At 72.0% G+C, this 24,149-nt stretch carries 24 protein-coding genes and 1 pseudogene; 8 read left to right on the forward strand and 17 right to left on the reverse strand.

Annotated features, from left to right (window positions below):
• The first annotated feature begins 46 nt into the window (after window positions 1–46).
• Window positions 47–802, forward strand: a complete 756-nt coding sequence (locus ACFY0U_RS20910; RefSeq protein ID WP_388637755.1) for a GntR family transcriptional regulator — start codon at window positions 47–49, stop codon at window positions 800–802.
• Here ACFY0U_RS20910 and ACFY0U_RS20915 read toward each other — a convergent pair.
• Both ACFY0U_RS20915 and ACFY0U_RS20920 read right to left on the reverse strand, forming a co-directional pair.
• The gene (locus tag ACFY0U_RS20915) at window positions 738–1,670 is read right to left on the reverse strand and encodes an anti-sigma factor RsbA family regulatory protein (RefSeq protein WP_388637758.1); all 933 of its coding nucleotides are present in this window, start codon (window positions 1,668–1,670) and stop codon (window positions 738–740) included. The two genes, ACFY0U_RS20910 and ACFY0U_RS20915, sit on opposite strands and share 65 nt — an antisense overlap.
• Window positions 1,667–2,548 (reverse strand): MEDS domain-containing protein, encoded by an 882-nt coding sequence (locus ACFY0U_RS20920; protein WP_388637760.1) that lies wholly within the window; start codon window positions 2,546–2,548, stop codon window positions 1,667–1,669. Before ACFY0U_RS20920 ends, ACFY0U_RS20915 begins: the two co-directional genes overlap by 4 nt.
• Window positions 2,549–2,654: 106 nt before the next feature.
• Here ACFY0U_RS20920 and ACFY0U_RS20925 point away from each other — a divergent pair, with 106 nt between their 5' ends.
• Entirely contained in the window at window positions 2,655–4,730 is a 2,076-nt protein-coding gene (locus tag ACFY0U_RS20925; RefSeq protein WP_388637763.1) for an ATP-binding protein, read from the forward strand.
• A gap of 45 nt (window positions 4,731–4,775) precedes the next feature.
• On the opposite strand, the gene ACFY0U_RS20930 is transcribed toward ACFY0U_RS20925, so the two are convergent.
• Window positions 4,776–5,501 (reverse strand): class I SAM-dependent methyltransferase, encoded by a 726-nt coding sequence (locus ACFY0U_RS20930; protein ID WP_388637766.1) that lies wholly within the window; start codon window positions 5,499–5,501, stop codon window positions 4,776–4,778.
• A gap of 97 nt (window positions 5,502–5,598) precedes the next feature.
• Between ACFY0U_RS20930 and ACFY0U_RS20935 the strand changes: the two genes are divergently transcribed.
• From ACFY0U_RS20935 to ACFY0U_RS20950, 4 genes and pseudogenes are all read left to right on the forward strand, one after another.
• Entirely contained in the window at window positions 5,599–6,000 is a 402-nt protein-coding gene (locus ACFY0U_RS20935; RefSeq protein ID WP_388637769.1) for a nuclear transport factor 2 family protein, read from the forward strand.
• 119 nt (window positions 6,001–6,119) lie between these two features.
• The gene (locus ACFY0U_RS20940) at window positions 6,120–6,947 is read left to right on the forward strand and encodes a class I SAM-dependent methyltransferase (RefSeq protein WP_388637772.1); all 828 of its coding nucleotides are present in this window, start codon (window positions 6,120–6,122) and stop codon (window positions 6,945–6,947) included.
• Window positions 6,948–7,190: 243 nt separating this feature from the next.
• Window positions 7,191–8,333, forward strand: a complete 1,143-nt coding sequence (gene rho / locus ACFY0U_RS20945) for a transcription termination factor Rho (RefSeq protein WP_388637775.1) — start codon at window positions 7,191–7,193, stop codon at window positions 8,331–8,333.
• An 83-nt stretch (window positions 8,334–8,416) separates the two neighbouring features.
• Window positions 8,417–9,253, forward strand: a pseudogene (locus ACFY0U_RS20950) (D-alanyl-D-alanine carboxypeptidase family protein); the annotation flags it as partial.
• Window positions 9,254–9,312: 59 nt separating this feature from the next.
• On the opposite strand, the gene ACFY0U_RS20955 reads toward ACFY0U_RS20950, so the two are convergent.
• From ACFY0U_RS20955 to ACFY0U_RS21020, 14 genes are all read right to left on the reverse strand, one after another.
• Window positions 9,313–10,689, reverse strand: a complete 1,377-nt coding sequence (locus ACFY0U_RS20955) for a glycosyltransferase 87 family protein (RefSeq protein ID WP_388637778.1) — start codon at window positions 10,687–10,689, stop codon at window positions 9,313–9,315.
• Complete coding sequence (gene mptB, locus ACFY0U_RS20960; protein ID WP_388637780.1) at window positions 10,686–12,080, reverse strand: polyprenol phosphomannose-dependent alpha 1,6 mannosyltransferase MptB; 1,395 nt, start codon at window positions 12,078–12,080, stop codon at window positions 10,686–10,688. Before mptB ends, ACFY0U_RS20955 begins: the two co-directional genes overlap by 4 nt.
• A gap of 90 nt (window positions 12,081–12,170) precedes the next feature.
• Entirely contained in the window at window positions 12,171–13,103 is a 933-nt protein-coding gene (locus ACFY0U_RS20965) for a glutaminase (protein ID WP_388637783.1), read from the reverse strand.
• 46 nt (window positions 13,104–13,149) lie between these two features.
• Window positions 13,150–14,562 (reverse strand): aspartate ammonia-lyase, encoded by a 1,413-nt coding sequence (gene aspA / locus ACFY0U_RS20970; protein ID WP_388637786.1) that lies wholly within the window; start codon window positions 14,560–14,562, stop codon window positions 13,150–13,152.
• Window positions 14,563–14,675: 113 nt separating this feature from the next.
• Entirely contained in the window at window positions 14,676–15,692 is a 1,017-nt protein-coding gene (locus ACFY0U_RS20975) for an asparaginase (RefSeq protein ID WP_388637789.1), read from the reverse strand.
• A gap of 32 nt (window positions 15,693–15,724) precedes the next feature.
• The gene (locus tag ACFY0U_RS20980) at window positions 15,725–17,179 is read right to left on the reverse strand and encodes an amino acid permease (protein ID WP_388637792.1); all 1,455 of its coding nucleotides are present in this window, start codon (window positions 17,177–17,179) and stop codon (window positions 15,725–15,727) included.
• Window positions 17,176–17,859 carry a FadR/GntR family transcriptional regulator gene (locus tag ACFY0U_RS20985; RefSeq protein ID WP_388638264.1) on the reverse strand — a complete coding sequence of 228 codons (684 nt, stop codon included), beginning with the start codon at window positions 17,857–17,859 and terminating at the stop codon, window positions 17,176–17,178. Before ACFY0U_RS20985 ends, ACFY0U_RS20980 begins: the two co-directional genes overlap by 4 nt.
• Window positions 17,860–18,017: 158 nt before the next feature.
• Window positions 18,018–18,854 carry an undecaprenyl-diphosphate phosphatase gene (locus tag ACFY0U_RS20990; RefSeq protein WP_388637795.1) on the reverse strand — a complete coding sequence of 279 codons (837 nt, stop codon included), beginning with the start codon at window positions 18,852–18,854 and terminating at the stop codon, window positions 18,018–18,020.
• 74 nt (window positions 18,855–18,928) lie between these two features.
• Entirely contained in the window at window positions 18,929–19,291 is a 363-nt protein-coding gene (gene crcB, locus ACFY0U_RS20995) for a fluoride efflux transporter CrcB (protein ID WP_388637797.1), read from the reverse strand.
• Entirely contained in the window at window positions 19,288–19,668 is a 381-nt protein-coding gene (locus ACFY0U_RS21000; protein WP_388637800.1) for a DUF190 domain-containing protein, read from the reverse strand. The genes crcB (ACFY0U_RS20995) and ACFY0U_RS21000 overlap by 4 nt, the downstream gene beginning before the upstream one ends.
• Window positions 19,665–20,120 (reverse strand): fluoride efflux transporter CrcB, encoded by a 456-nt coding sequence (crcB, locus tag ACFY0U_RS21005; protein WP_388637803.1) that lies wholly within the window; start codon window positions 20,118–20,120, stop codon window positions 19,665–19,667. Before crcB (ACFY0U_RS21005) ends, ACFY0U_RS21000 begins: the two co-directional genes overlap by 4 nt.
• A gap of 59 nt (window positions 20,121–20,179) precedes the next feature.
• The gene (locus ACFY0U_RS21010) at window positions 20,180–21,148 is read right to left on the reverse strand and encodes an SMP-30/gluconolactonase/LRE family protein (protein ID WP_388637806.1); all 969 of its coding nucleotides are present in this window, start codon (window positions 21,146–21,148) and stop codon (window positions 20,180–20,182) included.
• Window positions 21,149–21,193: 45 nt separating this feature from the next.
• Window positions 21,194–21,481: an ArsR family transcriptional regulator gene (locus tag ACFY0U_RS21015; protein WP_388637809.1), complete on the reverse strand. Its 288-nt coding sequence runs from the start codon at window positions 21,479–21,481 to the stop codon at window positions 21,194–21,196.
• A gap of 170 nt (window positions 21,482–21,651) precedes the next feature.
• Complete coding sequence (locus ACFY0U_RS21020; protein WP_388637812.1) at window positions 21,652–22,242, reverse strand: TetR/AcrR family transcriptional regulator; 591 nt, start codon at window positions 22,240–22,242, stop codon at window positions 21,652–21,654.
• A 117-nt stretch (window positions 22,243–22,359) separates the two neighbouring features.
• On the opposite strand from ACFY0U_RS21020, the gene ACFY0U_RS21025 reads away from it, so the two are divergent.
• Together ACFY0U_RS21025 and ACFY0U_RS21030 are read left to right on the forward strand one after the other, a co-directional pair.
• A complete protein-coding gene (locus ACFY0U_RS21025) occupies window positions 22,360–22,791 on the forward strand; it encodes a 4-oxalocrotonate tautomerase family protein (protein WP_388637814.1) in 432 nt (143 codons plus the stop codon).
• On the forward strand, window positions 22,784–23,821 hold the full coding sequence (locus ACFY0U_RS21030; protein WP_388637816.1) for a zinc-binding dehydrogenase: 1,038 nt from the start codon (window positions 22,784–22,786) through the stop codon (window positions 23,819–23,821). Before ACFY0U_RS21025 ends, ACFY0U_RS21030 begins: the two co-directional genes overlap by 8 nt.
• Window positions 23,822–24,149 lie beyond the last annotated feature (328 nt).

Raw genomic sequence — 24,149 nt, forward strand, 5'->3', positions numbered from 1 at the left:
CAACGAGCCCGCACGGCTACGGACCGTCACCGACAGGAGGCGCGGCATGGCCCGCACCACCACCCCGCACGAGGACCCACCCCTGTACTGGAGGATCGCCACGGAACTGCTCGGCGAACTGCGCGACGGCACCGTCCCGCCCGGTGAACGGCTGCCGGGCGAGCGGAAGTTGGCCGAGCACTTCGGGGTCAGCAGGGAGACCGTCCGGCAGGCGCTCCAGGTGCTGCGCCGCGACGGTGTGGTCGCCACCGACCGGCGGGGCAGCCATGCCGCCCTGCCCGCGACGCCGGTCGAGGCCCCGTCCACGCTCGCCTTTCCGGTGGGCGCCGCCGCCGCGGGCCCGGACGCGGCCGACCGGGCGAGGGTCACCTGGGAGACTCCCCCGCCGGAACACGCCGAGGCCCTGGGGCTGGCCCCGCACCGGCCGACCCTGATGCACCGCTACGAGTCGGGCCGGCGCACGGCCGTGACCTCCTTCTCCGCGGTGGCACTCGCCGAGGTCGAGGAGCTGGCCCGGTATCGCGGACGGGCCGACGGCAGCGCGTCGGCACAGCTGCGGCGGGCCTACGACTGGATGCGCAAGGCGGGCCTGACCCTGCACCACCGCGACTCCATCACCCCGCTCGCGAACACCCCCTCGGTCCGGGTCACCCGCCGGGTGCACGACCAGTACGCCCGGCCCCTGGAGATCACCGACCTCGTGCTGGACGCCCGGCAGGAAGCGCTGGTCTACGAGTTCACGCTGCCGGCCGACGGAAGTACAGCTGCACGACGGAACCCCCCGGGTCCAGCTCCTCGGTGACCAGGTCCGTCAACTGCCGCACCAGCCACATCCCGTGGCCTACCGGGGCGCGGAGCGCGGGCGGCAGATGGCCGGGGAAGGGCGGGCGGGGCGCCGGGGTGTGCGCTCCCTCGTCCAGGATCTCGCAGACGACGTACTCGGGGTCGCTGCGCAGTCGGACGACCCCCCGTCCGCCGCCGTAGCGCAGGGCGTTGACAACGGTCTCGTGCACCGCCGCCACCAGGTCGTACGTCCGCTGCTCCGGCAGGCCGACGCGGCGCGCGTACGCGGCGAGGCCCTGGCGCACGGCCGCCGAGCCGCCACGGGTGAAGGGGATGTCGTCCGGGCCGGCGGGCAGGCGGCCGGGGCGCAGCACGTCGCACTCCGCGCAGAAGTCCTCGGGGTCGGTGAAGTCGGCGGTGCCGTCGGTGAGTTCGGGGTGGGTGCGGGCCACGGTGCGGAGGATGTCGGCGGGCAGGGCGCGGGTGTCGTAGGGGCAGCGGATCCAGTGGTCCGTGCCGGCGAAGGCGACGTTCAGGAGGGATTCGTAGCGCAGCCACTCCCAGGTCTCGAAGGTGCCGCGGCCCGCCCAGACGGGTTCGCCGACGACGCGCACACGTCGGTCGGCGCCGAGCCGGTCGCAGTAGGCGTGATAGCGGCCCAGGGTGCGGGACGGGTAGTCGTACCAGTCGCGGGCGTCGACGAACTCGACCTCGCGGGAGCGGTCGCCGAGCGCCTCGCCGAGCAGGGTGATGTTGTGCGGGCTCACCACCGCGAGGACGGTGTCGCCGGCGTCGAGGCCCTCGGTGACGAAGTCGGCCGTACCGGCGAGGAATTCGTCGTCGGAGCCGTAGCGCAGTGCCTGATGGACGAAGCCCGGGCGGGTCACGGCGTCTCTCCCTCCGGCTCGAAGCGCAGACCGGGGACACGGTCCCAGCCGGTCACCCGCATCACCCGCTGGATGTGCGGGGCGACTCCCGACAGGACGAGGATGCCGTCCGCGGCGGAGAGGGCGAGGGCGCAGAAGACCAGCAGGCGCAGGGCGCCGACGTCGATGAAGTGCAGTTCGCGCAGGTCGAGTCGGATGCGGGCGCCGCTCGCGGGGCGGGCCCGTTCGGCGTGCAGGGCGCGGGCCACGGCGGTGACGTTGGTGTCGTCCACCTCCCCGGCGAGGGCGAGGCCGGGAGGTGCGAAGGTGCGGGTGATGGACAGCAGGTCGTCGCGCCACACATGGTCGGCGCCCACCCGGCCGTGGTGGAGTCCGGCGAGCGGGGCCAGTTCGGACTCGTCGAAGACCCGGCTGTCGTACTGGCAGATGCCGAGTACGGGCAGTGCGGCGAACACCGGGTCGAGCAGGAGCTCGCTGTCGTGCAGGGTCTTGAGCCCCTTCCCGCCCAGCGCCCGCAGGATCTCCGTGCACACCCGCAGCCCCAGGAAGCCGTCGCCGACCGCGCGCCGCGTCTCGCGGCGGATCACCTCGTCCAGGTCCCACAGCCCCTCGGGGGCGGCGAGATGGGCGTCGACGCACAGCCGGCCGGCCGCGAGCTCCTCCTCGACCCGGCAGCCGTGCGCCTCCAGGAAGGACAGGGCGACACCCGCGGGCATGTCGGCCGGCGGCAGGAGCAGTCCGCGGTGGCCGCTGGCCAGGCCGTCCAGCAGGAACGCGGCGAGGACGGTCTCCCGCTCCTCGTCCGTGTCGTAGCCGAGGAGCAAATGGTCGCCGTGGCGCATCTGGCCCACGGTCGTCACAGCGGATACGACGGCCATCGCACGCCTCCCTCGACGGGGCGTCACCGCTTCCACGCTACGCCGGATTCCGGTACCCCGTGAGGGGTTAGGGTGACCTACCGTCGGGTTGCGGTGAGGGGGGACGATGGCGGCCTCTGGGCAGGGCGGCAGGACCGGCAACCTTCCCGCCGAGGCGAACGAGTTCATCGGTCGCAGGCTCGAACTCGCCGACATAGCCGGGCTGTTGGGGACCACGCGGCTGGTGACACTGACGGGACCCGGAGGTGTCGGCAAGTCCCGGCTCGCCCTGCGCGCCGCACATGTCGCGAAGCCGGCCTTCCCTGGCGGGGCCTGGCTGGTGGAGCTGTCGGAGCTCAGGAATCCGGACCTCCTGACGAACACGGTGGCCCAGGCGACCCGGCTGACCGAGCAGACCCTGCGGCCGCTCCTGGGGGCGGTGTGCGAACACCTCGCCGGGCCGCCGCCGCTGCTCGTCCTCGACACCTGTGAGCACGTCCTGGACGAATGCGCGCGTGTCGTACAGGAACTCCTCTCGCAGGTACCGGAGTTGCGGGTGCTGGCGACCAGCCGTCAGGCGCTGGGCGTGCCGGGCGAGCAGCTGCTGGCGGTGGCCCCGCTGCCGCTGGGCGAAGGGGACGACGCGGTGGCGCTGTTCACGGCCCGGGCGGCGGCCGCGGTGCCGTCGTTCGCGCTCACCGAGGCCAACCGGGCTGATGTGGCGGCGGTCTGCGCCCGCCTCGACGGGATACCGCTGGCCCTGGAACTGGCCGCCGTGCGGCTGCGGGGGCTCCCCCTCGACCGGCTGCTGGAGGGGCTGGGCTCACGTTTCGACCTGCTCGTCTCGTCCGCCCGGCCACGGCCGGCCCGGCACCAGACGCTGCGCACGGCCATCGGCTGGAGCCACGAGCTGTGCACGCCCCGGGAACGGCTGCTGTGGGCCCGGCTGTCGGTGTTCGTCGGCGGCTGGGACGTGGAGGCGGCCGAGTTCGTGTGCCACGGCGGCCCGTTGAGCGCCGAGGACGTCCTCGCGCTGCTCGCCTCGCTCAGCGAGAAGTCGATCGTGACACGGGACGGCGAGGGGGTGGCGGGACGCTACCGGATGCTCGACACCGTGCGCTCGTTCGGCGCCGAGTGGCTGGCCGGGCTCGGCGAGGAGGAGTCGGTCCGGCGCCGCCACCGGGACTACTTCCGGTGGATCGCCCGTCAGGGCGAGGCGGAGTGGCTGGGGCCGGGCCAGCGGATGTGGGCGGAGCGGCTGACCGCGGAGCACGCCAATCTGCGACTGGCGATCGAGGAGTGCCTGGCGGCGCCCGAGCCGGAGACCGCACTCGAACTCACCGGCAGCCTCTGGTACTTCTGGTTCGCCTGCGGGTTCGCGGAGGAGGGGCGGGGCTACCTGGAGCGGGCGCTGCGCCGGGCCCCCGAGGGCGGCGGGCCCGAACACGCCCTCGCCGTGTGGGCGCACCGGCTGGTCACCGTCGTACCGGACGACCTGGAGGCCGCCGAGTCGGTGAGCAGCGCCTATGTGTGGCTCGCCGAGGAGCGTGATCTCCCGGTCCCCGCGCTGCCGTTGACCGGGGCGAGTCTGGCCGTGCGGGGTGAGTCGGCGCGCTCGGCGGTGCTGTACGGAAGGGGCCGGCAGGCTCCGGCGGGCGACGGCGGCGCGGAGTTCTTCCAGTTGATGACCCTCGCCCTCCAGGCGTATCTGCTGGCCGGGCAGGCCTCGTTCGAGCGCTGTGCCTCGGTCGCCGAACGGCTGCGCCAGGAGTGCGCCGAGCGGGGCGAGTTGTGGATGCGGGCCTGGGGTGACTTCTTCGTCTCGCTCGCCGGGATCGGTCTCGGCCGGCCGGACGAGGCGCTGCGCCCGGCCCGCGAGGCGCTGACCGCGAAATGGCGGGTGCACGACCGGCTCGGCGCCGCCGCGGTCGCCGACCTGCTGGTCGCCGCGCAGGCCGCCCGGGGCGAGGACGAGCTGGCCGCACGTCTGCTGGGCATCAGCAGACGCCTGTGGCGTACGGCGGGGCTGCCGCAGTTGGGCAGACCCGACACCACCGTCTTCCACCGGGAGTACGAGCGCCGGCTGCGCGCCTCCTTGGGCGACGCCCGGTTCGCCGAAGCGGTGCGTGAGGGCGGGGAGCTGGGGGCGGAGGCGGCGATCGGGCTGGCGCTGGGGGGAGCCGGGACGGGGGAGGACGTCTAGCCAACGGGAGCGGGGGGCGGTTCCGGCGGAGGGCACCTCCGCCCTTCAGTACGGCAGCCGTGCCACGACCATGCGGACGCGCGGGCTTCCGTCGCCCCGGCGCCCGAACTCGGGCAGCGCCACCAGCTCCACGCGGAAACCGGCACGCTCCAGCTCCTCACGCACCTCCCCCAGCCGGAAGGCCCGGTAGTACATGACGAACGGCGGCCGCCACACCGCGTTGCGCACCCGCATCACCATGTCGAAGCCCAGCAGCATCCAGTAGCCGAGCGATCCGGGCCGGGGCGGCGCGACGACCGGGAAGGCGAAGCGGCCGCCGGGCCGCAGCACGGAACGGACCTGGCCGAACAGCCCCGGCAGCTCGCCCGGCAGGAAGTGCCCGAACGCCCCGAAGCTGACGACCAGATCGAAGGCGGGCCCGAAGGGCAGCGCCCGGGCGTCGGCACGGACCCAGTCGACCCGCGGCCCGGCGGGCCGCACCCGCTCGCGGGCGACGTCGAGCATGCCGGCGCTGAAGTCCACGCCGGTGACGCTCTCCCGGCAGACCCGCGCGAGCACATCCACCCCCGCCCCGGTGCCGCAGCACAGGTCGAGCCCGGCGTCGAAGGGCCCGGTCCGCCTCAGCGCCCGCGCGACGGAGTCGAGCACCGGGTCCGGGGTCCGGAAGGGCGTGTGGTCGAACTTGGGGGCGAGGAGGTCGTAGCCGCGCTCCACGGAGGACAGGGCCTGGACGGCGAGTTCGCGGAGGCTCGGGCCTTCTGGGCTGAACATCGCGTCAGCTTAGGGGAGCGCCCCCATGGACACGCCGCAGGCCGGGGCATACCGTAGGCCGCGAATACTCAACTAATTGACTATGAGGTGAGGTCGTATGCGCGCTTTCCGTGAGGCCGTCGAGGCGTGGGACTTCGACGCGGTCGAGGCGCTGCTGGCGGAGGACGTCGTCTTCACGAGCCCGGTCGTCTTCAAGCCGTACCCCGGCAAGGCGATCACCGCGGCGATCCTGCGGGGCGTCTCCCGGGTCTTCGAGGACTTCCGCTACGAGCGCGAGCTCACCGGGGCCGACGGCCGCGACCACGCCCTGGTGTTCGCCGCCCGGGTGGGCGACCGCGCGCTGACGGGCTGCGACTTCATCCACGTCAACGAGGACGGCCTGATCGACGAACTCACCGTCATGGTGCGGCCGTTGTCGGGCGCTCAGGCTCTCGCGGAGGCCATGGGCGCCCAGTTCGAGCGGATCGCGAAGGAGGCGGAGGCGGGCTCGGCCTCCTGACGTCAGGCGCGGCACCGGTCCTCGGCGGGCATGGTCGCGAACGGTCCGTTCCGGCCTGTTCCGGCTCCCCGTGGCCGGTGTGCGGCCCAGAACGCGGGCTCTTCCGGTTGGATGGCCTCATGACCACCGACGAGCACGCGCGGTTCATGCGGGCCAACCAGGCGAACTGGGACGCCCGTACCCCCGTCCACCTCGCCAGCGACTTCTACGGTCTCGACCAGGACCTCGATCCCGCCCGCTGGTTCGCCGGTTTCGAGTGGGACGACCTCGGCGAGCTCGGCGGCCGCGATGTGCTCCACCTCCAGTGCCACCTCGGCACCGAGACGCTCGCCTTCGCCCGGCGCGGGGCGCGGGCCACCGGTCTGGACTTCTCCGCGGCGTCGGTGGCGGCCGCGCGGGACATCGCACAGAAGGCGGGGCTGGACGTCGCGTACGTCCAGGCCAATGTGTACGACGCCGTCGAGGCGCTCGGCGGGCGGCAGTTCGACGTCGTCTACACCGGGAAGGGCGCCCTGTGCTATCTGCCGGACCTGGAGCGGTGGGCGGGGGTCATCGCTCAACTGCTGCGGCCGGGCGGGCGGTTGTACGTCGTCGAGTTCCATCCGCTGCTCAACTCACTGGGACCGAAGCCCGCGCCGGGCGAGGGACCCGAGTTGCTGCTCCGGCATGACTACCTGGGCGGGGGCGAAGCCGTGCACCGTGACGCGACGCACACGTACACGGACGGGCCGGCCGTCGAGGACGCCACCGACAGTTACGAGTGGATGCACGGAATAGACGAGGTCATCAACGCGTTGACGGGAGCAGGACTGGCCATCGGGCGGCTCCGGGAGAGCGACGAGCTCCCCTGGCCGCGGTGGCCGCAGATGGTCCGCACACCGTCCGGCTGGTGGCGTCTGCCCGAGCCGCGGATCCCGCTTCTCTACGGGCTCCTCGCCACACGCTGAACCACCGTGGTACCGTCCTGTTAGCACCTGTGTACGCCCGGTCCTGGGCGCCGGTGCCGATTCACCTTCAGTCAGCCGGTCGTCGTACCGGCTCTCTCACCACCTCGCAGTCGACGTTCCCCGTCGTGTCCGAGGCGTTGTTTCCCGCCGCGTGAAGGCCATCTGTGCGCCTTCCCGATCTTCGCGGCCCTCCCCTTGCTTGCGCATGTCCCATGCCTTCCGTCCTCGAAAGGACCGACCACCATGACCACCACACTCGAACACCCCCCGATCCAGCAGCAGCTCCCGGTCCGCGCCGCCACCGGCGTCCTCGACATCGACGCGCACGGGAAGGGCCACCTGCGCACCGAGGGCATGCTGCCCCTGCCGTCCGACCTCCAGGTCTCCCCCGCGCTGATCCGCACCTACGGACTGCGCAAGGGCGACACCGTCGACGGCGTGCGCGGCACCCAGCGCGCCCTCACCGAGGTCGCCCGGGTCAACGGCCGCGCCCCCGACGAGATGCGCGGCCGCCGCCACTTCCGCGACCTCACCCCGCTGCACCCCAGCGAGCGCATCCGCCTCGAACACCCGGCGTCCGGTCTGACCGGCCGGGTCGCCGACCTCATCGCCCCCGTGGGCAAGGGGCAGCGCGGACTGATCGTCGCCCCGCCCAAGACCGGCAAGACGGTCCTCCTCCAGCAGATCGCGGCGGCCGTCGCCGGCAACCACCCCGAGTGCCGGCTGATGGTCGTGCTGCTCGACGAGCGCCCCGAGGAGGTCACCGACATGCGGCGCTCCGTGCGCGGCGAGGTGTACGCCTCCACGTTCGACCGCACGCCCAAGCAGCACATCGCGCTCGCGGACCTCGTGATCGAGCGGGCCAAGCGGCTCGTCGAGGCCGGCGAGGACGTCGTGATCCTGCTGGACTCCCTGACCCGGCTGTGCCGGGCCCACAACAACGCGGCCGCCGCGGGTGGCCGCACCCTCAGCGGCGGTGTGGACGCGGCCGCGCTGATCGGCCCCAAGCGGTTCTTCGGTGCCGCCCGGACGGCCGAGGAGGGCGGCTCGCTCACCATCCTCGCCACCGCGCTGGTGGAGACCGGCTCCCGTGCCGACGACTTCTTCTTCGAGGAGCTCAAAGGCACCGGCAACATGGAACTCCGCCTCGACCGCGAACTCGCCAACCGCCGTGTCTTCCCGGCCGTCGCCATCAACCCCTCCGGCACCCGCCGCGAGGAACTCCTCCTGCCCGCGGCCGAGTTGAGCGCCGTACGCGGCCTGCGCCGGGCCCTCCAGACCCGTGACGGCCAGCCCAGCCTGGAAACCCTCCTGGAGCGCATGCGCGAGACCCCGGACAACGCCACGTTCCTGCGCCGCGTCCTGCCGACGCTGCCCACCGGCTGACGCACTCCCCCGTCCGGGTGCTCGGGCGCCCCGCACGGCCCGGGCAGCGGGGCACGGGACGGGTCCATTCCTAGGTTTGCGGTATGACTATCGGATTTACCTCCCGCGTTGCCGTGTCGGCCTGCGCGCTGTGCACGGCGGGCCTGCTGACGTTGGCCCCCGTCTCGGCGGCCGCTCGCACGGGCTCCGACCCCGAAGCGCCCGGCGGGCCGCGGGCCTCGGCTCCGCGGCCCGCGCTGCTGTACCGCTCCGGCACACAGGTCCGCCCGCACCGGAACGCGCCCCGGGTGCCGCACGTCTCCGCGCTGTCGTGGGTCGTGGCCGACGCGGAGAGCGGGGAGGTGCTCGCGGCGCACGACGCGCATCGCAGGCTCCCGCCCGCCAGCACGCTGAAGACCCTGTTCGCGCTGACCGTGCTGCCCGTCCTGCCCGGGGGCCTGCGGCACCGGGTCGGGGACGAGGAGCTGGCGGACGTCGGGCCCGGCAGCAGCCTCGTCGGGGTGCGGGAGGGGCAGACGTACCGGGTCGCCGATCTGTGGCGCGGGGTGTTCCTCAACTCCGGGAACGACGCCGTGCACGTGCTGGCCCGGCTCAGCGGCGGCTGGCGCTTCACCGCCGCGCGGATGCAGGACAAGGCCCGAGCGCTCGGCGCCCTCGACACCCACGTCCGCTCACCCGACGGCTACGACACACCCGGCCAGGTCTCGTCCGCGTACGACCTGGCCGTCTTCGGCCGGGCGGGCCTGCGCAACCCGGACTTCGCCCGCTACTGCGGCACGGTCGACGCGAAGTTCCCCGGTGGCGGCGGCTGGTCGTACGACATCCAGAACACCAACCGGCTGCTCACCGGCGCCGACGGGGTGGATCCCTACGACGGGCTGATCGGGGTCAAGAACGGCTACACCAGCAACGCGGGCAACACCCTCGTCGCCGCCGCCGAGCGAGGGGGCCGCAAGCTCGTCGTCACCGTGATGAACCCTCAGGCGGGCGGTGGCTTCGCCGTGTACGAGGAGGCGCGCGAGCTGCTCGACTGGGGGTTCGACGCGGCGGGGCGAGTGGATCCGGTGGGTTCGCTGGACGCGCTGCGCGCCAAGCCGCGGCCGGGGCCCGAACCGGAGCCCGCGGCCGCCGCGCCCGTCCCGGACGAGGGGGCCGACTGGCCGCGGACGGGGGCGATCGCGGGCGCCGCGGGGCTCGGCGCAGGCGCCGTCGCCTTCGCGCTGCGGGCCAAGGCCGGGCGGCCGCCCCGGGGTTGACCGGCCGGCAGCCACAGCAGCAGCCCGAGCGTGATCCAGGTGTACGCGCTGCCGCCGAGGAATCCGTCGACGCCGGACGCGTCGTCGAACCACAGCCACACCACGCTGGTGCACAGCACCGCGTACAGGGCACCCGCCACACGCGGGTGCCCTGCGCGCACCAGTACGGCGAACGCCGGCAGCAGCCACACCAGGTGGTGCACCCAGGTGATGGGGCTGACGAGGCAGGCGGTCAGCCCGGTGAGGGCGATCGCGGCCGGCCAGTCCCCCGCGGCCGTGGCCCGGCGGGCCCGCACGGCCCAGACGGCCAGCACCAGCAGCACCACGGCCGCCCACCACGCGCGGTCCGGTTCGCCGAGTCGGGCCAGGATCCCTTGCAGCGACTGGTTCGAGACGTAGTCCAGGCGGCCCACCCTCGTCGTGTCCCACATCGCCTGCGTCCAGTAGAAACGCGAGGCCCCGGGGGCCACGACGGCGGCCAGCGCGGTCACGCCCACGGCCACCGACGTCGCCACGGCCGCGGCCCGCCGCCGCCCGGCGAGCAGCAGCAGCGCGATGAAGAGCGCGGGCGTGAGCTTGACCGCCGCCGCCAGACCGATCCCCACCCCCGCCCGGCGCCCCCGCCCCGTGGCGAGCAGCCATCCGTCCGTCAGCACCAGGGCCATCAGCAGCAGGTTGACCTGGCCGAAGCTGAACGTGTCCCGCAGCGGCTCGAACAGGGCGAGCAGACAGGCCCCCAGCGCGCAGCCGAACCAGCCGTGGCGTCGCCAGGACCGTCCGGCCAGGAGCCGCACGATCACCGCGAGGGCCGCCAGGTTGAGCAGCAGCGCGAGGACGATCACGACGCGCAGGGGGAACAGGGCCATCGGCCACATGGCGACGGCCGCGAAGGGCGGATAGGTGAAGCCGTACGTCGTGCCGGGCACCCGGTAGTCGTAGATCCGGCCGCCGTGGTGGGCCCAGCTGTCGACGGTGCCGTAGTAGACGCGCAGGTCGAACCAGTCGCGCAGCAGCGGCACGGTCGCCGTGAAGGCGGTGACGGCGGCGGCGAGGGCGAGGACCAGCAGGAGCCGGCCGCGGTCGGTGCGGGGCGGGTTCACGCGGTGCGGCCCAACGCCGGTGCCTGGGCCGTCTGGTGGGCCTGCCACAGGACGACCACGGCGAGCGCGCCGCCGCACACGGCCAGGACCAGTTGCCCGGTGTCCGCAGGACCACCGCTGGGCAGGGTGGCCAGCGCGAGCACACCGGTCACGGCGGCCGTCCGGTGCCGTACCGAGGTGCTGGGGGCCGCCGCGGCGATGAGGAAGAGCCCCCACAAGGCGTACCAGGGGCGGATGGCCGGGCCGAGGGCGGCGACCGTGACCAGGCTCAGACCGAGCGCGTACACGGGGCGCAGCCGCAGCCGCAGCCATATGGCCAGGATCGTCAGCCCCGCGGCCGCGATACCGAGGGCGTGCCAGGCCGGTATCGCCAGCGGCGCGAGGTCGCTGCCGAGGTGTTCCAGGAGGGAGCGGGTGGCGCGGCCGAGGAGGCTGGTGAGGGCCCAGTTCTGTGGGGACACGGGTGTGTTCAGGGCGCCGATCCAGCCGTATCCGGTGCCTGCGACGGCGGTCGCCGCGACGGTCGTGGCGGCGACCGCGGCCGTTGTCGTCGCGACCGCCGGCACGGGGCGGCGGCCCGCGCGGACCTGGAGGACGACGACGGCGGCGAGGCCGAGGGCGGCGGGCGCCTTGACCAGGGCGGCGAGGGTGACCAGGACGGCGCCGAGCACGGGCCACCGGCCGAGCGCCGCGACCAGACCGGCGCCGAGCAGCCCCAGCATGACGGCGTCGTTGTGGGCACCCGCCACCAGGTGCAGCAGCACGAGCGGGTTGAGGGCGCCGAGCCAGAGCGCGGCGGCCGGGTCGGCGCCGCTCTGCCGGGCAAGGCGGGGCAGCGCGGCCGCCATCAGGGCCACCCCGCACAGCGCCACGAGCCGCATCCCGAACAGACCGGCGGGGAGTTCGCCCCGGGTCAGTCCGGCGAGCGCCGAGGCGAGGGCGAGGAACACCGGGCCGTAGGGGGCGGCGGTGTGCTGCCAGATCGGGGCGACCTCGTCGGCGAGCGGGCCGCCGAGCTGGGCGGGGCCGTGGGTGTACACGTCCATGTGGGCGTCGACCATGGCGCCCTGGGCGAGGTAGCTGTAGACGTCGCGGCTGAAGAGGGGCGGGGCCAGCAGCAGCGGGGCCGCCCAGATCGCGAGGACGAGCAGCAGGGCACGCGGGCTGGGTGGTGCGGCGCCGCGGACGAGCCGCCCCAGCAGCAGCCAGGCGGCTATCAGCAGGACGACGCCGAAGTAGACGCCGACCAGGCCGAGGGCGACCCGCACGTTGGCGGGGGCCAGGAGCTCCCGTACGGGCAGGGCTCCGGCCGTGTCACCGCCCAGGGCGAGGAACGCGGTTCCGGCCAGGCCCAGAACCTGGCAGCGGCGGAGATCGACGGGGAAAGCCATGGCCAACACTCGGGAAGCGTGTCAACGCAGGGTGGCCGGAAACTGACGAGCCGCCCTCCGCGCGGGGGCGTCCATGTGACCGCCGTGTGTTCAGAACACCGACAGCCCCGTCAGCGTCGTGAACCTGTCCAGCGCCGCCACTCCGGCCACCGAGTTGCCCCGCTCGTCCAGCCCGGGACTCCACACGCACAGCGTGCAGCGGCCCGGCACCACCGCGATGATCCCGCCGCCGACCCCGCTCTTGCCCGGCAGACCCACCCGGTAGGCGAACTCCCCCGCCGCGTCGTACGTCCCGCAGGTCAGCATCACCGCGTTGACCTGCTTGGCCTGGCTCTGGCTGAGCAGGCGGGTGCCGTCGGCGCGCAGGCCGTGGCGGGCCAGGAAGGAGGTCGCGAGGGCGAGGTCGGCGCAGGACGCCAGGAGGGAGCACTGGCGGAAGTACTGGTCGAGCAGGACCGGGACGGGGTTGTCGATGTTGCCGTACGCCGCCATGAAGTGGGCGAGGGCGGCGTTGCGGTCGCCGTGGGCGGACTCGGAGGCGGCGACCTCCTCGTCGAAGGCCAGGTCCGGGTTGCCGCTCTCGGCGCGCAGGAACGCCAGGAGTTCTCCGGCGGCGTCTCCGGTACGGGTCTGGAGGCGGTCGGTGACGACGAGCGCGCCCGCGTTGATGAACGGGTTGCGCGGGATGCCGTTCTCGTACTCCAGCTGGACCAGGGAGTTGAACGGGTTGCCGGACGGTTCGCGGCCCACGTGCTCCCAGAGCGCGTCGCCCTCGCGGGCCAGGTCGAGGGCGAGGGTGAAGACCTTCGTGATGGACTGCGTGGAGAACGGCTGCCGCCAGTCCCCCACGCCGTACACGGTGCCGTCCAGCTCCGCGACGGCCATGCCGAAGCGGCGCGGGTCGCAGGCGGCGAGCGCCGGGATGTAGTCGGCGGCCCGGCCGCGCCCCGGGGTGCGTTCGATCTCCTCGGCGATGCGTGCCAGGACCGGCTCGAAGGTCATGGACGAAGTCATGATCACCATTGTGCCTCCGGGCCGGTCAGGGCGCGCATCAGCGGGTCGGGGCGGGTCAGGCCAGGGCCTGTCCGGTGCCCGCGACGACCTCGGGCCGCAGCAGGTCGGCGAGGGTCTCGGCGGGCAACAGCCCCTTCTCCAGGACGAGTTCGGCCACCCCGCGGCCGGTGACGAGGGCCTCCTTGGCGATGTCGGTGGCGGCCGTGTACCCGATGTGCGGGTTGAGCGCGGTCACCAGGCCGATGGAGTTCTCCACCGTCGCGCGCAGCACCTCGGTGTTGGCGGTGATGCCGTCCACGCAGCGCTCGGCGAGCGTGAGGCAGGCGGCGCTCAGGTGGGTGATGGACTCCGACAGGGAGTGCAGGATGATCGGCTCGAACGCGTTGAGCTGGAGCTGTCCGGCCTCCGCGGCCATCGTGATGGTCACGTCGTTGCCGATCACCTCGAAGGCGACCTGGTTGACGACCTCGGGGATCACCGGGTTCACCTTGCCCGGCATGATCGACGAACCGGCCTGTACCGGCGGCAGGTTGATCTCACCGAGCCCGGCACGCGGACCGGACGAGAGCAGCCGCAGATCGTTGCAGCTCTTGGACAGCTTGACCGCGACCCGCTTGAGCACACCGGACATCTGGACGAACGCCCCGCAGTCCTGGGTCGCCTCGACCAGGTTGACGGCCGTGACCAGCGGCAGCCCGGTGATCTCGGCCAGATGACGGCGGGCCGATTCGGCGTACCCGGCGGGGGCATTGAGTCCCGTCCCGATGGCCGTGGCGCCCAGGTTGATCTCATGGATCAACTGCACAGCCTCGTCAAGACGGTTGCGATCCTCGTCGATCATGACGGCGAACGCCGAGAACTCTTGACCGAGCGTCATCGGCACCGCGTCCTGCAACTGTGTACGGCCCATCTTGAGCACATCACGGAACTCGACCGCCTTACGGGCGAACGAGTCCTGCAGTACAGCCATCGCCTTGAGCAGTCCACGCACCGCGAACACCGTCGCCACCTTGACGGCGGTCGGGTAGACGTCGTTGGTGGACTGACCGAGGTTGACGTCCTCGTTGGGGTGCAGGTGCCGGTACTCGCCCTTCGCATGCCCCAACAGCTCCAACGCCCGGTTGGCGATGACCTCGTTGGCATTCATGTTGGTCGAGGTGCCGGCGCCACCCTGGATGACATCGACGACGAACTGGTCATGCAACTTGCCGTCGCGGATCTCCCGGCACGCTTCGACGATCGCGGCAGCCTTACGCGGCTCCAGCAGCCCGAGTTCCTCATTGGCGAGAGCGGCGGCTTCCTTCACGGCGGCAAGGGCGTCGATGAGGTGGGGGTAAGCGGAGATAGGCGTCCCGGTGATGGGGAAGTTCTCGGTGGCACGCAGGGTGTGCACACCCCAGTAGGCGTCGGCGGGAACATCACGGTCACCGAGCAGATCGTGCTCGCGGCGAGTGACGACGGCGGTCATGAGAGTTCGGGTCCCTTTCTGAGGGGGGTGAGGTGAACTACCTAGGGGCGCGGGGAACTGCGCGACCAGCCACAACGGGCCCGCAGCCGCAGATCAAGAAGTCCGGCACATCCTTAGGCGCAAGCCGAAACAACAACGGGCTCCAGCGAACGAACCGGCCGCACACGCCCAACCTCCCGGCCACCCCCGAGAAGCGCTTCGCCCTGAAACTCCTCGAGCAGCTCCGGCGAGACCCCGGCCCACGCCAACGCCGCCGCAGCGACAGGAACCCGCGCCCGATTCGCCCCGTCAGCGATCTTCACGGCAACAGAACGCCCGTCCGGCAGGGCAGCGACCTGCACGCCCTCGAACCCGTCCTTGGCGAGCAGCCCCGGTACCGCAGCCATCAGCGCGGCCACATCCCGCCCCGCCCCGGACGCCATCTCCGCGTGAGAACGCATCGCATCGGCGACCCGAGCCTCAGGCGTCCCCGGCGCAGCGGAAGTGATCCGCGCAGCGGCCCGGGCGAGCCCGTGCAGCGACACGGAGAACAGCGGCGCCCCGCACCCGTCCACGGTCACCTGAGCGATCCGCTGCCCGGTGAGGTCCTCGGCGATCTCGGCGATCGCCTGCTGCAACGGATGCGCGGGGTCGAGATACCCCTCAAGAGGCCAGTCGTTGAGCACGCACGTGTAGAGCATCGCCGCATGCTTCCCGGAACAGTTCTGGGCGAGCCGCGACGGCAGTCGGGACTCCCGCACCCACTCATCCCGTACGACCGGGTCGTACGGCATGTCCGGCACGTTGCGCAGCGCGTCCTCACCGACGCCCGCGAGCTCCAGGATCCGCCGGGTACCGGCGAGATGACGTTCCTCGCCGGAGTGGCTGGCCGCGGTCAAGGACAGCAACTCACCGTCGAGCGGAAGCCCCGCCCGGACCATGGCGACCGCCTGCACCGGCTTGAGCGCCGAGCGCGGATAGAACGCCGCCTCGATGTCGCCGAGCTGGAACTCGACGTGCCCGTCCGCGCCGAGGACGACGACGGAACCGTAGTGGATGCCCTCCACGACCCCGCCGCGTATGAGGTGGGCGACGGGGGCGTGGAGGGGCTCGCGGATCACGGGTGCGGCCGCGACGGAACTGCTGTACATCACTTCCTGCTTCTAGAGGTGCGCCACGCGGGTCACGCGTCGGCGGCTGTGGATTCGGTCTCGGTGGAGGCGCGGGCGACCCGGCCGCGGATGACGTACCACCCGGCGACCAGTGCCCCGGCGATGAGCGGCAGGCACAGCACGGTGGTGCGTCCGACGCCGCCGTCGGCGTACATCAGGACCAGGACGGAGGCGAGGAACACCAGCGTCACGAGTTCGGTCCAGGGGGATCCCGGCAGTCGGTAGCCGGGGCGGGTCAGTTCGCCCTTCTCGGTCTTCTGCCAGAAGAGCAGGTGACAGATCATGATCATGCCCCAGGTGGACAGGATCCCGATCGCGGCGAAGTTGAGCACGATCTCGAACGCGTCGGCGGGGACCACGAAGTTGAGGCCGACACCGAGGACGCAGATGCCGCTGGTGAGCAGGATGCCGCCGTAGGGGACCTGGCTGCGGCTCATGACGCCGGTGAACCTGGGCGCGGAGCCGGACATGGCCATGGAGCGCAGGATGCGGCCGGTGGAGTAGAGGCCGGAGTTGAGCGAGGACATGGCCGCGGTGAGGACGACGAGGTTCATCACGCCGCCGGCCGCCGGGATGCCGATGTTGGAGAGCACGGTGACGAAGGGGCTCTGTCCGCCGGTGTACTTGTTCCACGGCAGCAGCATCGAGAGCAGGACGACCGAGCCGACGTAGAAGAGGCCGACGCGCCACATGATCGAGTTGATCGCCTTCGGCATGATCTTCTCGGGGTTCTCGGTCTCACCGGCCGCGACGCCGACCAGCTCGACCGAGGCGTAGGCGAAGACGACGCCCTGGAGGATCAGCAGCATGGGCAGCAGGCCGTTGGGGAAGACGCCACCGTTGTCGGTGATCAGGGCCGGTCCCGGGGTGGTGTCGCCGACCTCGTGCTGGGTGACCAGCAGGAAGATGCCGATCAGCATGAACGCCACGAGCGCGCCCACCTTGATGATGGCGAACCAGAACTCCAGCTCGCCGAACATCTTCACCGAGATGAGGTTCACGGTGAGGACGACGGCGAGCGCGATGAGCGCGATCACCCACTGCGGGATGTCGGAGAACATGCCCCAGTAGTGGGTGTAGACGGCCACGGCGGTGATGTCGGCGATACCGGTGGTGGCCCAGTTCAGGAAGTACATCCAGCCCGCCACGTACGCGCCCTTCTCGCCCAGGAACTCCCGGGCATAGGACACGAAGGCGCCGGAGGACGGGCGGTACAGGACGAGTTCGCCAAGAGCGCGGACCACGAGGAACGCGAAGATTCCGCAGACCGCGTAGGCGATGAACAGGGAGGGGCCGGCGTCGGCGAGGCGGCCGCCGGCTCCGAGGAAGAGGCCGGTGCCGATGGCGCCGCCGATGGCGATCATGTTGACGTGCCGGGACTTCAGCGACTTGCTGTAGCCCTCGTCTCCGGCGTCGACATGGCCGGAACGTTTCTGCACGCCGTCGTGCAGGCTCTGCTCGCTCACGCCTGGGGGTTGCCTTCCGTGGGGGTGTCCGTGCCCTTGCCAGGGGGACGCACGATGTCGGTGAGGGTGGTCTCGACGCGGTCGAGGTGGTGGGACATGGCCTCCACCGCGTCGAGCTCGGAACCGTCGATCAGCGCCTCGACGATCGCCCGGTGCTCGCGGTTGGACTGCTCACGGCGTCCTCCGAGCTCGTTGAGGAAGGCCGACTGACGCGCCAGTGCGTCACGGATCTCCTCGATGACCCGGCGGAAGACCGGGTTCTGGGCGGCCTCGGCCACGGCGAGATGGAAGAGGGTGTCCATCGCGACCCACGCGGTGGTGTCCGTCTCCCGCTCCATGCGGTCCAGGAGATGGGCGAGGTGGTCGAGGTTCTCCGGGGTGCGGCGCACGGCCGCGTAACCGGCGACGGGGATCTCGACGTGGCGGCGGACTTCCAGCAGGTCGCTGGCCGCGTAGTCGCCGAAGGTGGGGTCCTCCACCGCGTTGGCGACGACGAAGGTGCCCTTGCCGGTCTTGGAGACGGTCAGGCCCATGGTCTGCAGGGCCCTGAGGGCCTCGCGCAGGACGGGCCGGCTGACCTCCAGGGTGCGGCAGAGCTCGGCCTCGGAGGGGAGCTTGTCGCCGATGGCGTACTCCCCGCGCTCGATGGCGCCACGCAGATACGCCAGCACCGCTTCCATGGCGCTGACGCGTCGCGGGGGCTGTCCGGCTGTCCGGCTGTCTGACAGGTTCACGGGAGTGATACTCCGGGCCGCGGGAGGGTGCTGTCAAGGCGTGCGAATGGAGATTTTCACGGGGTGCGAGACATGAAAGCCGTCTCACACCCCCGGGCGCCCGGTCAGCTGCTCAGGGCACCCGTCGCCAGCAGGCCGAACAGCAGCACGCCCACGACGATCCGGTAGATGACGAAGGCGTTGAAGGAGTGCTTGGCCACGAACTTCAGCAGCCAGGCGATGGAGGCGTAGGCGACGACGAAGGAGACGGCCGTGCCGACGGCGAGGGGGGCCGCCCCCGCGCCGGTGCCGAGCGCGTCCTTGAGTTCATAGATGCCGGCGCCGGTCAGGGCGGGGATGCCCAGGAAGAACGACAGCCGGGTGGCGGCCACGCGGTCGAGGTCGAGGATCAGCGCGGTCGACATGGTGGCGCCGGAGCGGGAGAAGCCGGGGAAGAGCAGGGCGAGGATCTGGGAGCTGCCGACGAGCATCGCGTCCTTGAACGAGGTGTCGTCCTCCCCTCGCTTGTGCCGGCCCATCTGGTCCGCCGCCCACATCACGCCGCTGCCGACGATCAGGGAGCCCGCGACCACCCACAGCGAGGCGAGCGGGCCCTGGATGAGCGGCTTGGCGGCGAGTCCCACGACGACGATCGGGATGGTGGCGTAGATGACCCACCAGGCGAACTTGTAGTCGTGGTGGTAGCGCTCCTCCTTGTTCCGCAGCCCACGGCCCCACGCGGAGACGATCCGCACGATGTCCTTGAAGAAGTACACGAGCACGGCGGCGATCGCGCCGACCTGGATGACGGCCGAGAACCCGACCACGGCGTCGTCGTCGACGGGGATGTTCATGAGCCCCTCGGCGATCTTCAGATGGCCGGTGGAGGAGACGGGCAGGAACTCGGTCACCCCCTCGACGGCTCCGAGGACGACGGCCTGACCGACGCTGATGGCGCTCATGTGTTCCAGTTCTTCCGGCGGGGCGGGCGGCACGGCGGGGACAGTCTTACTACACGCGGATATGTCCCGAACCCTTACGCCCAGACGGCGCCGGCGAGCGCCACGCCCGCGAACGCCGCCCCCAGACCGGCGACCAGGCTCCCGCCGACGTTGGCCAGCGCGTACAGTCCGGCGCCCGTCTCGGTCAGCCGCAGGGTCTCGTACGAGAAGGTCGAGTAGGTGGTCAGGGCGCCGCACAGACCGGTGCCCAGCAGGAGCTGGAGGTGGTGGGACCCGGCGGCGCCGGTCAGCAGGCCGAGGACGAAACAGCCCGTGACGTTGACGACGAAGGTGCCCCACGGGAAGACCGAGTCGTGGCGGGACTGGATCGCCCGGTCGGTGAGATAGCGGAGCGGAGCGCCGACCACGGCACCCGCGACGACCAGCAGCCAGTTCACAACGACCTCTTACCGTTCGCGTCCGATTCGCCGGATTCCTCACCCCGTCCGGCGTACCGGATGACCTCGCAGTGGTCGAGGACGACCAGGCCCTCGGTGACCAGCTCGTCGAGCTGCGGCAGGAAGGCCCGTACGCGCTCCTCGGTGTCGACGATCACGATCGCGACCGGCAGGTCCTCGCTCAGGGACAGCAGCCGTGAGGTGTGGATCCGGGAGGAGGCGCCGAAGCCCTCGATGCCGCGGAAGACGCTGGCGCCCGCGAGGCCCGCCGCGTGGGCGCGGTGCACGATCTCGCTGTAGAGGGGCTTGTGGTGCCAGGTGTCGTGCTCGCCGACGAACACGGTCACCCGCAGGGCGCTCCCGGTCAGCCTGGTCATGGCCGCCTCCGCTTCAAGACGCGGCGGGTCGCCGTCGCGGCGAGCCACACCGCCGTGAGGGCCGCGAGCAGGGTCGCGGCGAGGTAGGCCAGGCCGGTGCCGGGGTGGCCGGAGTCGAGGAGTTTCTGCACGTCGACGGCGTACGTGGAGAAGGTGGTGAAGCCGCCGAGGACGCCGGTGCCGAAGAAGGGGCGGACCAGGCGGTGCGCGGCCCACGCCTCGGTGATGACCACCATGAACACACCGATCACGGCACAGCCGACGACGTTGGTCCAGAAGGTCGCCCAGGGGAATCCGCCGGGGTGGAGGGGCCACCAGAGGGAGAGCGCGTAGCGGGCCGTCGCCCCGAGGGCGCCGCCGAGTGCGACCACGGCGACGACGGGTCCCTGGCCGCCCAGGACCGGCTGCCGGGGGGTGGGGACGCGGAGAGTCTCGGTCTCCGGGGCTGTCATGGTCGTACGTCTCCTGCCTGGACGGCCTGGTCACGGCCGTCAACAGGGTAACGCCGGGCTCACTTGGGCGCGGGCGGCTCGCACAGGGCCACGCCCCGCTCCCAGAGGCTGCCCAGGACCAGGTGGCCGGCCGCCTCGCAGACGCTGGTGACCATGCGGAAGCCGGAGTGGCGGCGGGTGAGGTGGTGGACGGTCTCGCCGTGGTCGTCGACCGCGAGGACGCCGATCGTGCCGGTGGGCATGAAGGGGGCGCGCACCGCCGCGCGAGCGGCGGCCCGGCGGACGGCGGGGGCGCTGCGGTGCAGAAGGTCGAGCGGGGGGACGCGGGGTCCGGCCAGGGACACCCAGATCGGTCCGTCGGGTCCGGCGCGCCAGATGTTGTCGGGCATGCCGGGGAGGTTCTCGGCGAAGGGTTCGGAGGTGCCCGCCTTCGGGCCGGTGAGCCAGTGGCGGGTCAGGCGGTACGCGCCGGTCTCGGCGACGATCAGGAACGACTCGTCGCCGCTCGGGGCGAGGCCGTTGGCGAACTGGAGGCCGTCCAGGAGGACTTCGGGTGTCTCGCTGCCGGGCGCCAGGCGCAGGAGACGGCCGGTGCCGGTGTGTTCGACGAGGTCGCCGATCCACTGGTCGAGGGGGTAACTGCGGCTGGAGACGGTGAAGTACACGGTGCCGTCGGAGAGGGCGACGGTGTTGCTGCAGAACCGCAGCCGCTCCCCCGCGACCGAGTCGGCGAGGATGCGCACGACGCCCGTACTCAAGTCGACGCGCAGCAGCCCGAGTTCGGCGTCGCACACCAACAGGGTGTCGTCCGCGAGGAGTTCGAGGCCCAGGGGCCTGCCGCCGGTCTCCGCGAGCACCTCGACGCGGGCCGTGGCCGGGTCGGTGAGACCGTCGAGGCGGAGGATACGGCCGTCCTCCACGCCGGTGAGCACACGGCCCCGGCTGTCGGCGACGACGTCCTCGGGGCCGCGGCCGCCGATCGCGACGTACCTGCGCGGGACCAGCACCTGTGCACGCTCCACGGACATCCGCCCTTCGTCGCCTCGGAGCCTTTCGCGGCCCGAGAGCTCTTCCTACCAGCCCTTCTCGAACATGCGCGCCACCTCGGCTATCCGCACCTCGTCCCGTCGGTAGTAGGTGCGCCGCCGGATCCGTGTGGCGCGCAACAGGCCGATGTCCGCGAGGAGTTCGAGGTGGGTGTCGGCGACCTGGCGGCGCACGCCGAGTCTGGCGGCCACGGCGTCCGCGGTGACACCGTCCTCGGTCAGATCGCCGCGACGCCGCGACGGGAAGTGCGCGACCGGGTCCTTCAGCCATTCCAGGATGTCCAGCCGTCGCTCACTGACGGGAGTCCTCAGCATCTCGTCCCCCTCCGGACCAGCCTCCTCGTACCGCGTGTTCCCACTGTCCCGCAGTCAAGGCAGTCGTGTACGGACTTCACACGGCTTGTCCGATACCGAACGGACATGCGAGGAACGTCTGTGTACTTTTCGGCGATCCGGTCAGCGAGCGGCGAGTGCACCCCCGGCCGTCAGCCGGTGGGACCGAGCGCCCTGACCATCGCCGCTTCGAGCTGCTCGGCGACCCGGTCCAGGGGTTCCACGCTGCGCTTGGCACGGCACATGGCGGTCGCGCCCTCCACGGCGGCGACGACAAGGGCGGCGAGGCCGAGGGCCTGATCCGGAGCGACACCGCGAGCCCGCAGCGCGTCGGCGAGCAGCCGTTCCCAGTCCTCGAACGCCTCGGCGGCGGCGAGGAGGGCCGGCGGGGTCTCGTCGACCGGCGGCTCCTCGACGGCGACCGCGAGCACCGGGCAGCCGGCCCGGAAATCGCTGTCGACGACGATGCCGCACCACAGGCCCAGGAAGGCGCGCAGTCCGGCGACCGGGCCCGCCTCCAACTCCTTGCGCAGCAGGCGCGAGACCGCGCCACCCGCGTACCGCACCGCTTCGGTCGCGACCTGCTGCTTGCCCTCGGGGAAGTAGTGGTAGGTCGAGCCGAGCGGTGCCTTGGCGTGTTTCGCCAGCTCGCGGATGCTCGCGGCGTTGAGTCCGCGCCTGCTGATCAGGTCGGCCGCGCCGGCCACGATGCGCTCGCGCGACGGCGCACTGGGTTTGGCCAAGGCCGTACTCCCCTCTGGATATAACGCTCGTCATAGTCTAGCGTGACCTCCGATTATAACGAGTGTAATAACCGGCGCCCGCCACCAAGGCCGCCTCGACCGAAGGAGGAGTTCCGCATGCCGATGATCCGGCTCACCGCCCCGTCCGGTTCGCTGACCGAGGAGGGCCGCAAGACCGTCCAGCGCGATCTGGCCGCCGTCCTGCTGCGCTGGGAGGGGGCGCCCGACACCGCGTTCTTCCGCGCCCAGGCGTGGAGCTACCTCGTCGAGCTGCCCGAGGGAACGCAGACCACCGCCGAGGACGAAGCGCCCCGGTTCCTCGTCGAGGTGACCGTTCCGCAGGGCGCGCTCTCCGAGCGGCGCAAGGCCGGTCTGGTCGAGGACGCCACCAGGACGGTGCTCGATGCCGCCGGGCTGTCCGAGGCCGACGCCCTGCGGGTGTGGGTGCTGGTGCACGAACAGCCCGACGGCACCTGGGGCGCGGGCGGCTCGGCCATCCGCTACGCCGACCTGGTGGCCCTGGCGAAGGGACAGCGGGCCGATGCGTGAACTGACCTACACAGGCCGACGCACCGTCGCATGGCGCGAGGCGCCCGACCCCGAGCTCCGCTCCGATCAGGAGGCGATCGTCGCCCCGGTCGCCGCCACCTCCTGCGACGTCGACTCCGCGATCCTCGCCGGACATGCCACGCGGCGGAAGCCGCATATCAAACACAGCGTCGACCCGCCGTTCGCTCTCGGTCACGAGTGCGTGGCCCGGGTCGTCGAGACCGGCGACGCGGTGACCTCCGTGTCCCCCGGCGACCTCGTGGTCGTCCCCTGGTCCATCAACTGCGGCAGCTGCGACCACTGCCGCGCCGGACTCACCGCGCACTGCACGGCCGTACCGCACATGGCCATGTACGGCGCACCGATCGGCGGCGACTGGGGCGGGCTCTTCTCCGACCTGGTCCGCGTCCCCTGGGCGGACGCCATGCTGGTGCCCCTGCCCGCAGACCTGGACCCGGTCGCGATGGCGTCGGCGAGCGACAACTGGTCCCTGTCGTGGCGCCTGGTCGCACCCCACCTCAAGAACAGGCCCGGCGCCCGGGTGCTGGTCGTCGCACGCGGCAGCATCGGCCTGTACGTCTGCGACATCACCCGCGCGCTCGGCGCCTCCGACGTCCTCTACGTCGACCCCGACGCCGGCCATCGCAGGCTGGCCGAAGGCTTCGGTGCCCGTACGGCGGAGGCGATCGAGCCCGTACGGCACGGCTTCGACCTCGCCGTCGAGGCCACCGGCCGCGTCGACCAGCTCGCCCTCGCCGTCAAGTGCCTGGTCCCGGAAGGCGTCTGCGAGTCCGCCGGCAACCACTTCCGGCCCGGCGAGCTCCCGTTGCTCGACATGTACCTCACGGGGATCACCCTGCGCGTCGCCCGCGACAACGTCCGGAACCACATCCCGGACGCCCTGGAACTCGCCCGCTCCGGCGACGTGGATCCGGCACGGGTCGTCTCGGATGTCTTCGACTGGGAGCAACTCCCCGAGGTACTGCCGGAGAAGCACCTCAAGCCCGTGTTCGTCCGCAGGGACGGCTGAGGGGGACACCTGATGAACGCACCGCTCACCCATCGCCCTTGACGGCCGCCGAGGATCTGGATCACCGGCGTGCGGCGATCGCCGCGCTCGGCCACGCGCTGCGGGCCCTGGTCGACGCCACCGTGAGCACCGCGAGTCCGGTCGGGGCCCTGCACCGCGTCACCGGGGAGGTCCGTCGGCTCTCCGGCCGGCTGACCGGTCGGCGGCGGGTGCCGGCGGAGATCCCCGCGTTGGACGAATTCCCCGGCGGGATACGGATGTACAGACGGGGTCGTCGGCCACGGCACCCTCGGCATCGCCCACGAAGGTCCGCCCGGCTATGTCCACG

Source organism: Streptomyces sp. NPDC001536 (assembly GCF_042894505.1).
Taxonomy (GTDB): domain Bacteria; phylum Actinomycetota; class Actinomycetes; order Streptomycetales; family Streptomycetaceae; genus Streptomyces.

Coding starts and splice junctions, on each gene's coding strand:
- ACFY0U_RS20910 (WP_388637755.1), top strand. CDS start 47: ATGGCCCGCACCACCACCCCGCACGAGGACCCACCCCTGTACTGGAGG.
- ACFY0U_RS20920 (WP_388637760.1), bottom strand. CDS start 2,548: ATGGCCGTCGTATCCGCTGTGACGACCGTGGGCCAGATGCGCCACGGC.
- ACFY0U_RS20925 (WP_388637763.1), top strand. CDS start 2,655: ATGGCGGCCTCTGGGCAGGGCGGCAGGACCGGCAACCTTCCCGCCGAG.
- ACFY0U_RS20930 (WP_388637766.1), bottom strand. CDS start 5,501: ATGTTCAGCCCAGAAGGCCCGAGCCTCCGCGAACTCGCCGTCCAGGCC.
- ACFY0U_RS20935 (WP_388637769.1), top strand. CDS start 5,599: ATGCGCGCTTTCCGTGAGGCCGTCGAGGCGTGGGACTTCGACGCGGTC.
- ACFY0U_RS20940 (WP_388637772.1), top strand. CDS start 6,120: ATGACCACCGACGAGCACGCGCGGTTCATGCGGGCCAACCAGGCGAAC.
- rho (WP_388637775.1), top strand. CDS start 7,191: ATGACCACCACACTCGAACACCCCCCGATCCAGCAGCAGCTCCCGGTC.
- mptB (WP_388637780.1), bottom strand. CDS start 12,080: ATGGCTTTCCCCGTCGATCTCCGCCGCTGCCAGGTTCTGGGCCTGGCC.
- ACFY0U_RS20965 (WP_388637783.1), bottom strand. CDS start 13,103: ATGGTGATCATGACTTCGTCCATGACCTTCGAGCCGGTCCTGGCACGC.
- aspA (WP_388637786.1), bottom strand. CDS start 14,562: ATGACCGCCGTCGTCACTCGCCGCGAGCACGATCTGCTCGGTGACCGT.
- ACFY0U_RS20975 (WP_388637789.1), bottom strand. CDS start 15,692: ATGTACAGCAGTTCCGTCGCGGCCGCACCCGTGATCCGCGAGCCCCTC.
- ACFY0U_RS20985 (WP_388638264.1), bottom strand. CDS start 17,859: ATGGAAGCGGTGCTGGCGTATCTGCGTGGCGCCATCGAGCGCGGGGAG.
- ACFY0U_RS20990 (WP_388637795.1), bottom strand. CDS start 18,854: ATGAGCGCCATCAGCGTCGGTCAGGCCGTCGTCCTCGGAGCCGTCGAG.
- ACFY0U_RS21000 (WP_388637800.1), bottom strand. CDS start 19,668: ATGACCAGGCTGACCGGGAGCGCCCTGCGGGTGACCGTGTTCGTCGGC.
- crcB (WP_388637803.1), bottom strand. CDS start 20,120: ATGACAGCCCCGGAGACCGAGACTCTCCGCGTCCCCACCCCCCGGCAG.
- ACFY0U_RS21010 (WP_388637806.1), bottom strand. CDS start 21,148: ATGTCCGTGGAGCGTGCACAGGTGCTGGTCCCGCGCAGGTACGTCGCG.
- ACFY0U_RS21015 (WP_388637809.1), bottom strand. CDS start 21,481: ATGCTGAGGACTCCCGTCAGTGAGCGACGGCTGGACATCCTGGAATGG.
- ACFY0U_RS21025 (WP_388637814.1), top strand. CDS start 22,360: ATGCCGATGATCCGGCTCACCGCCCCGTCCGGTTCGCTGACCGAGGAG.
- ACFY0U_RS21030 (WP_388637816.1), top strand. CDS start 22,784: ATGCGTGAACTGACCTACACAGGCCGACGCACCGTCGCATGGCGCGAG.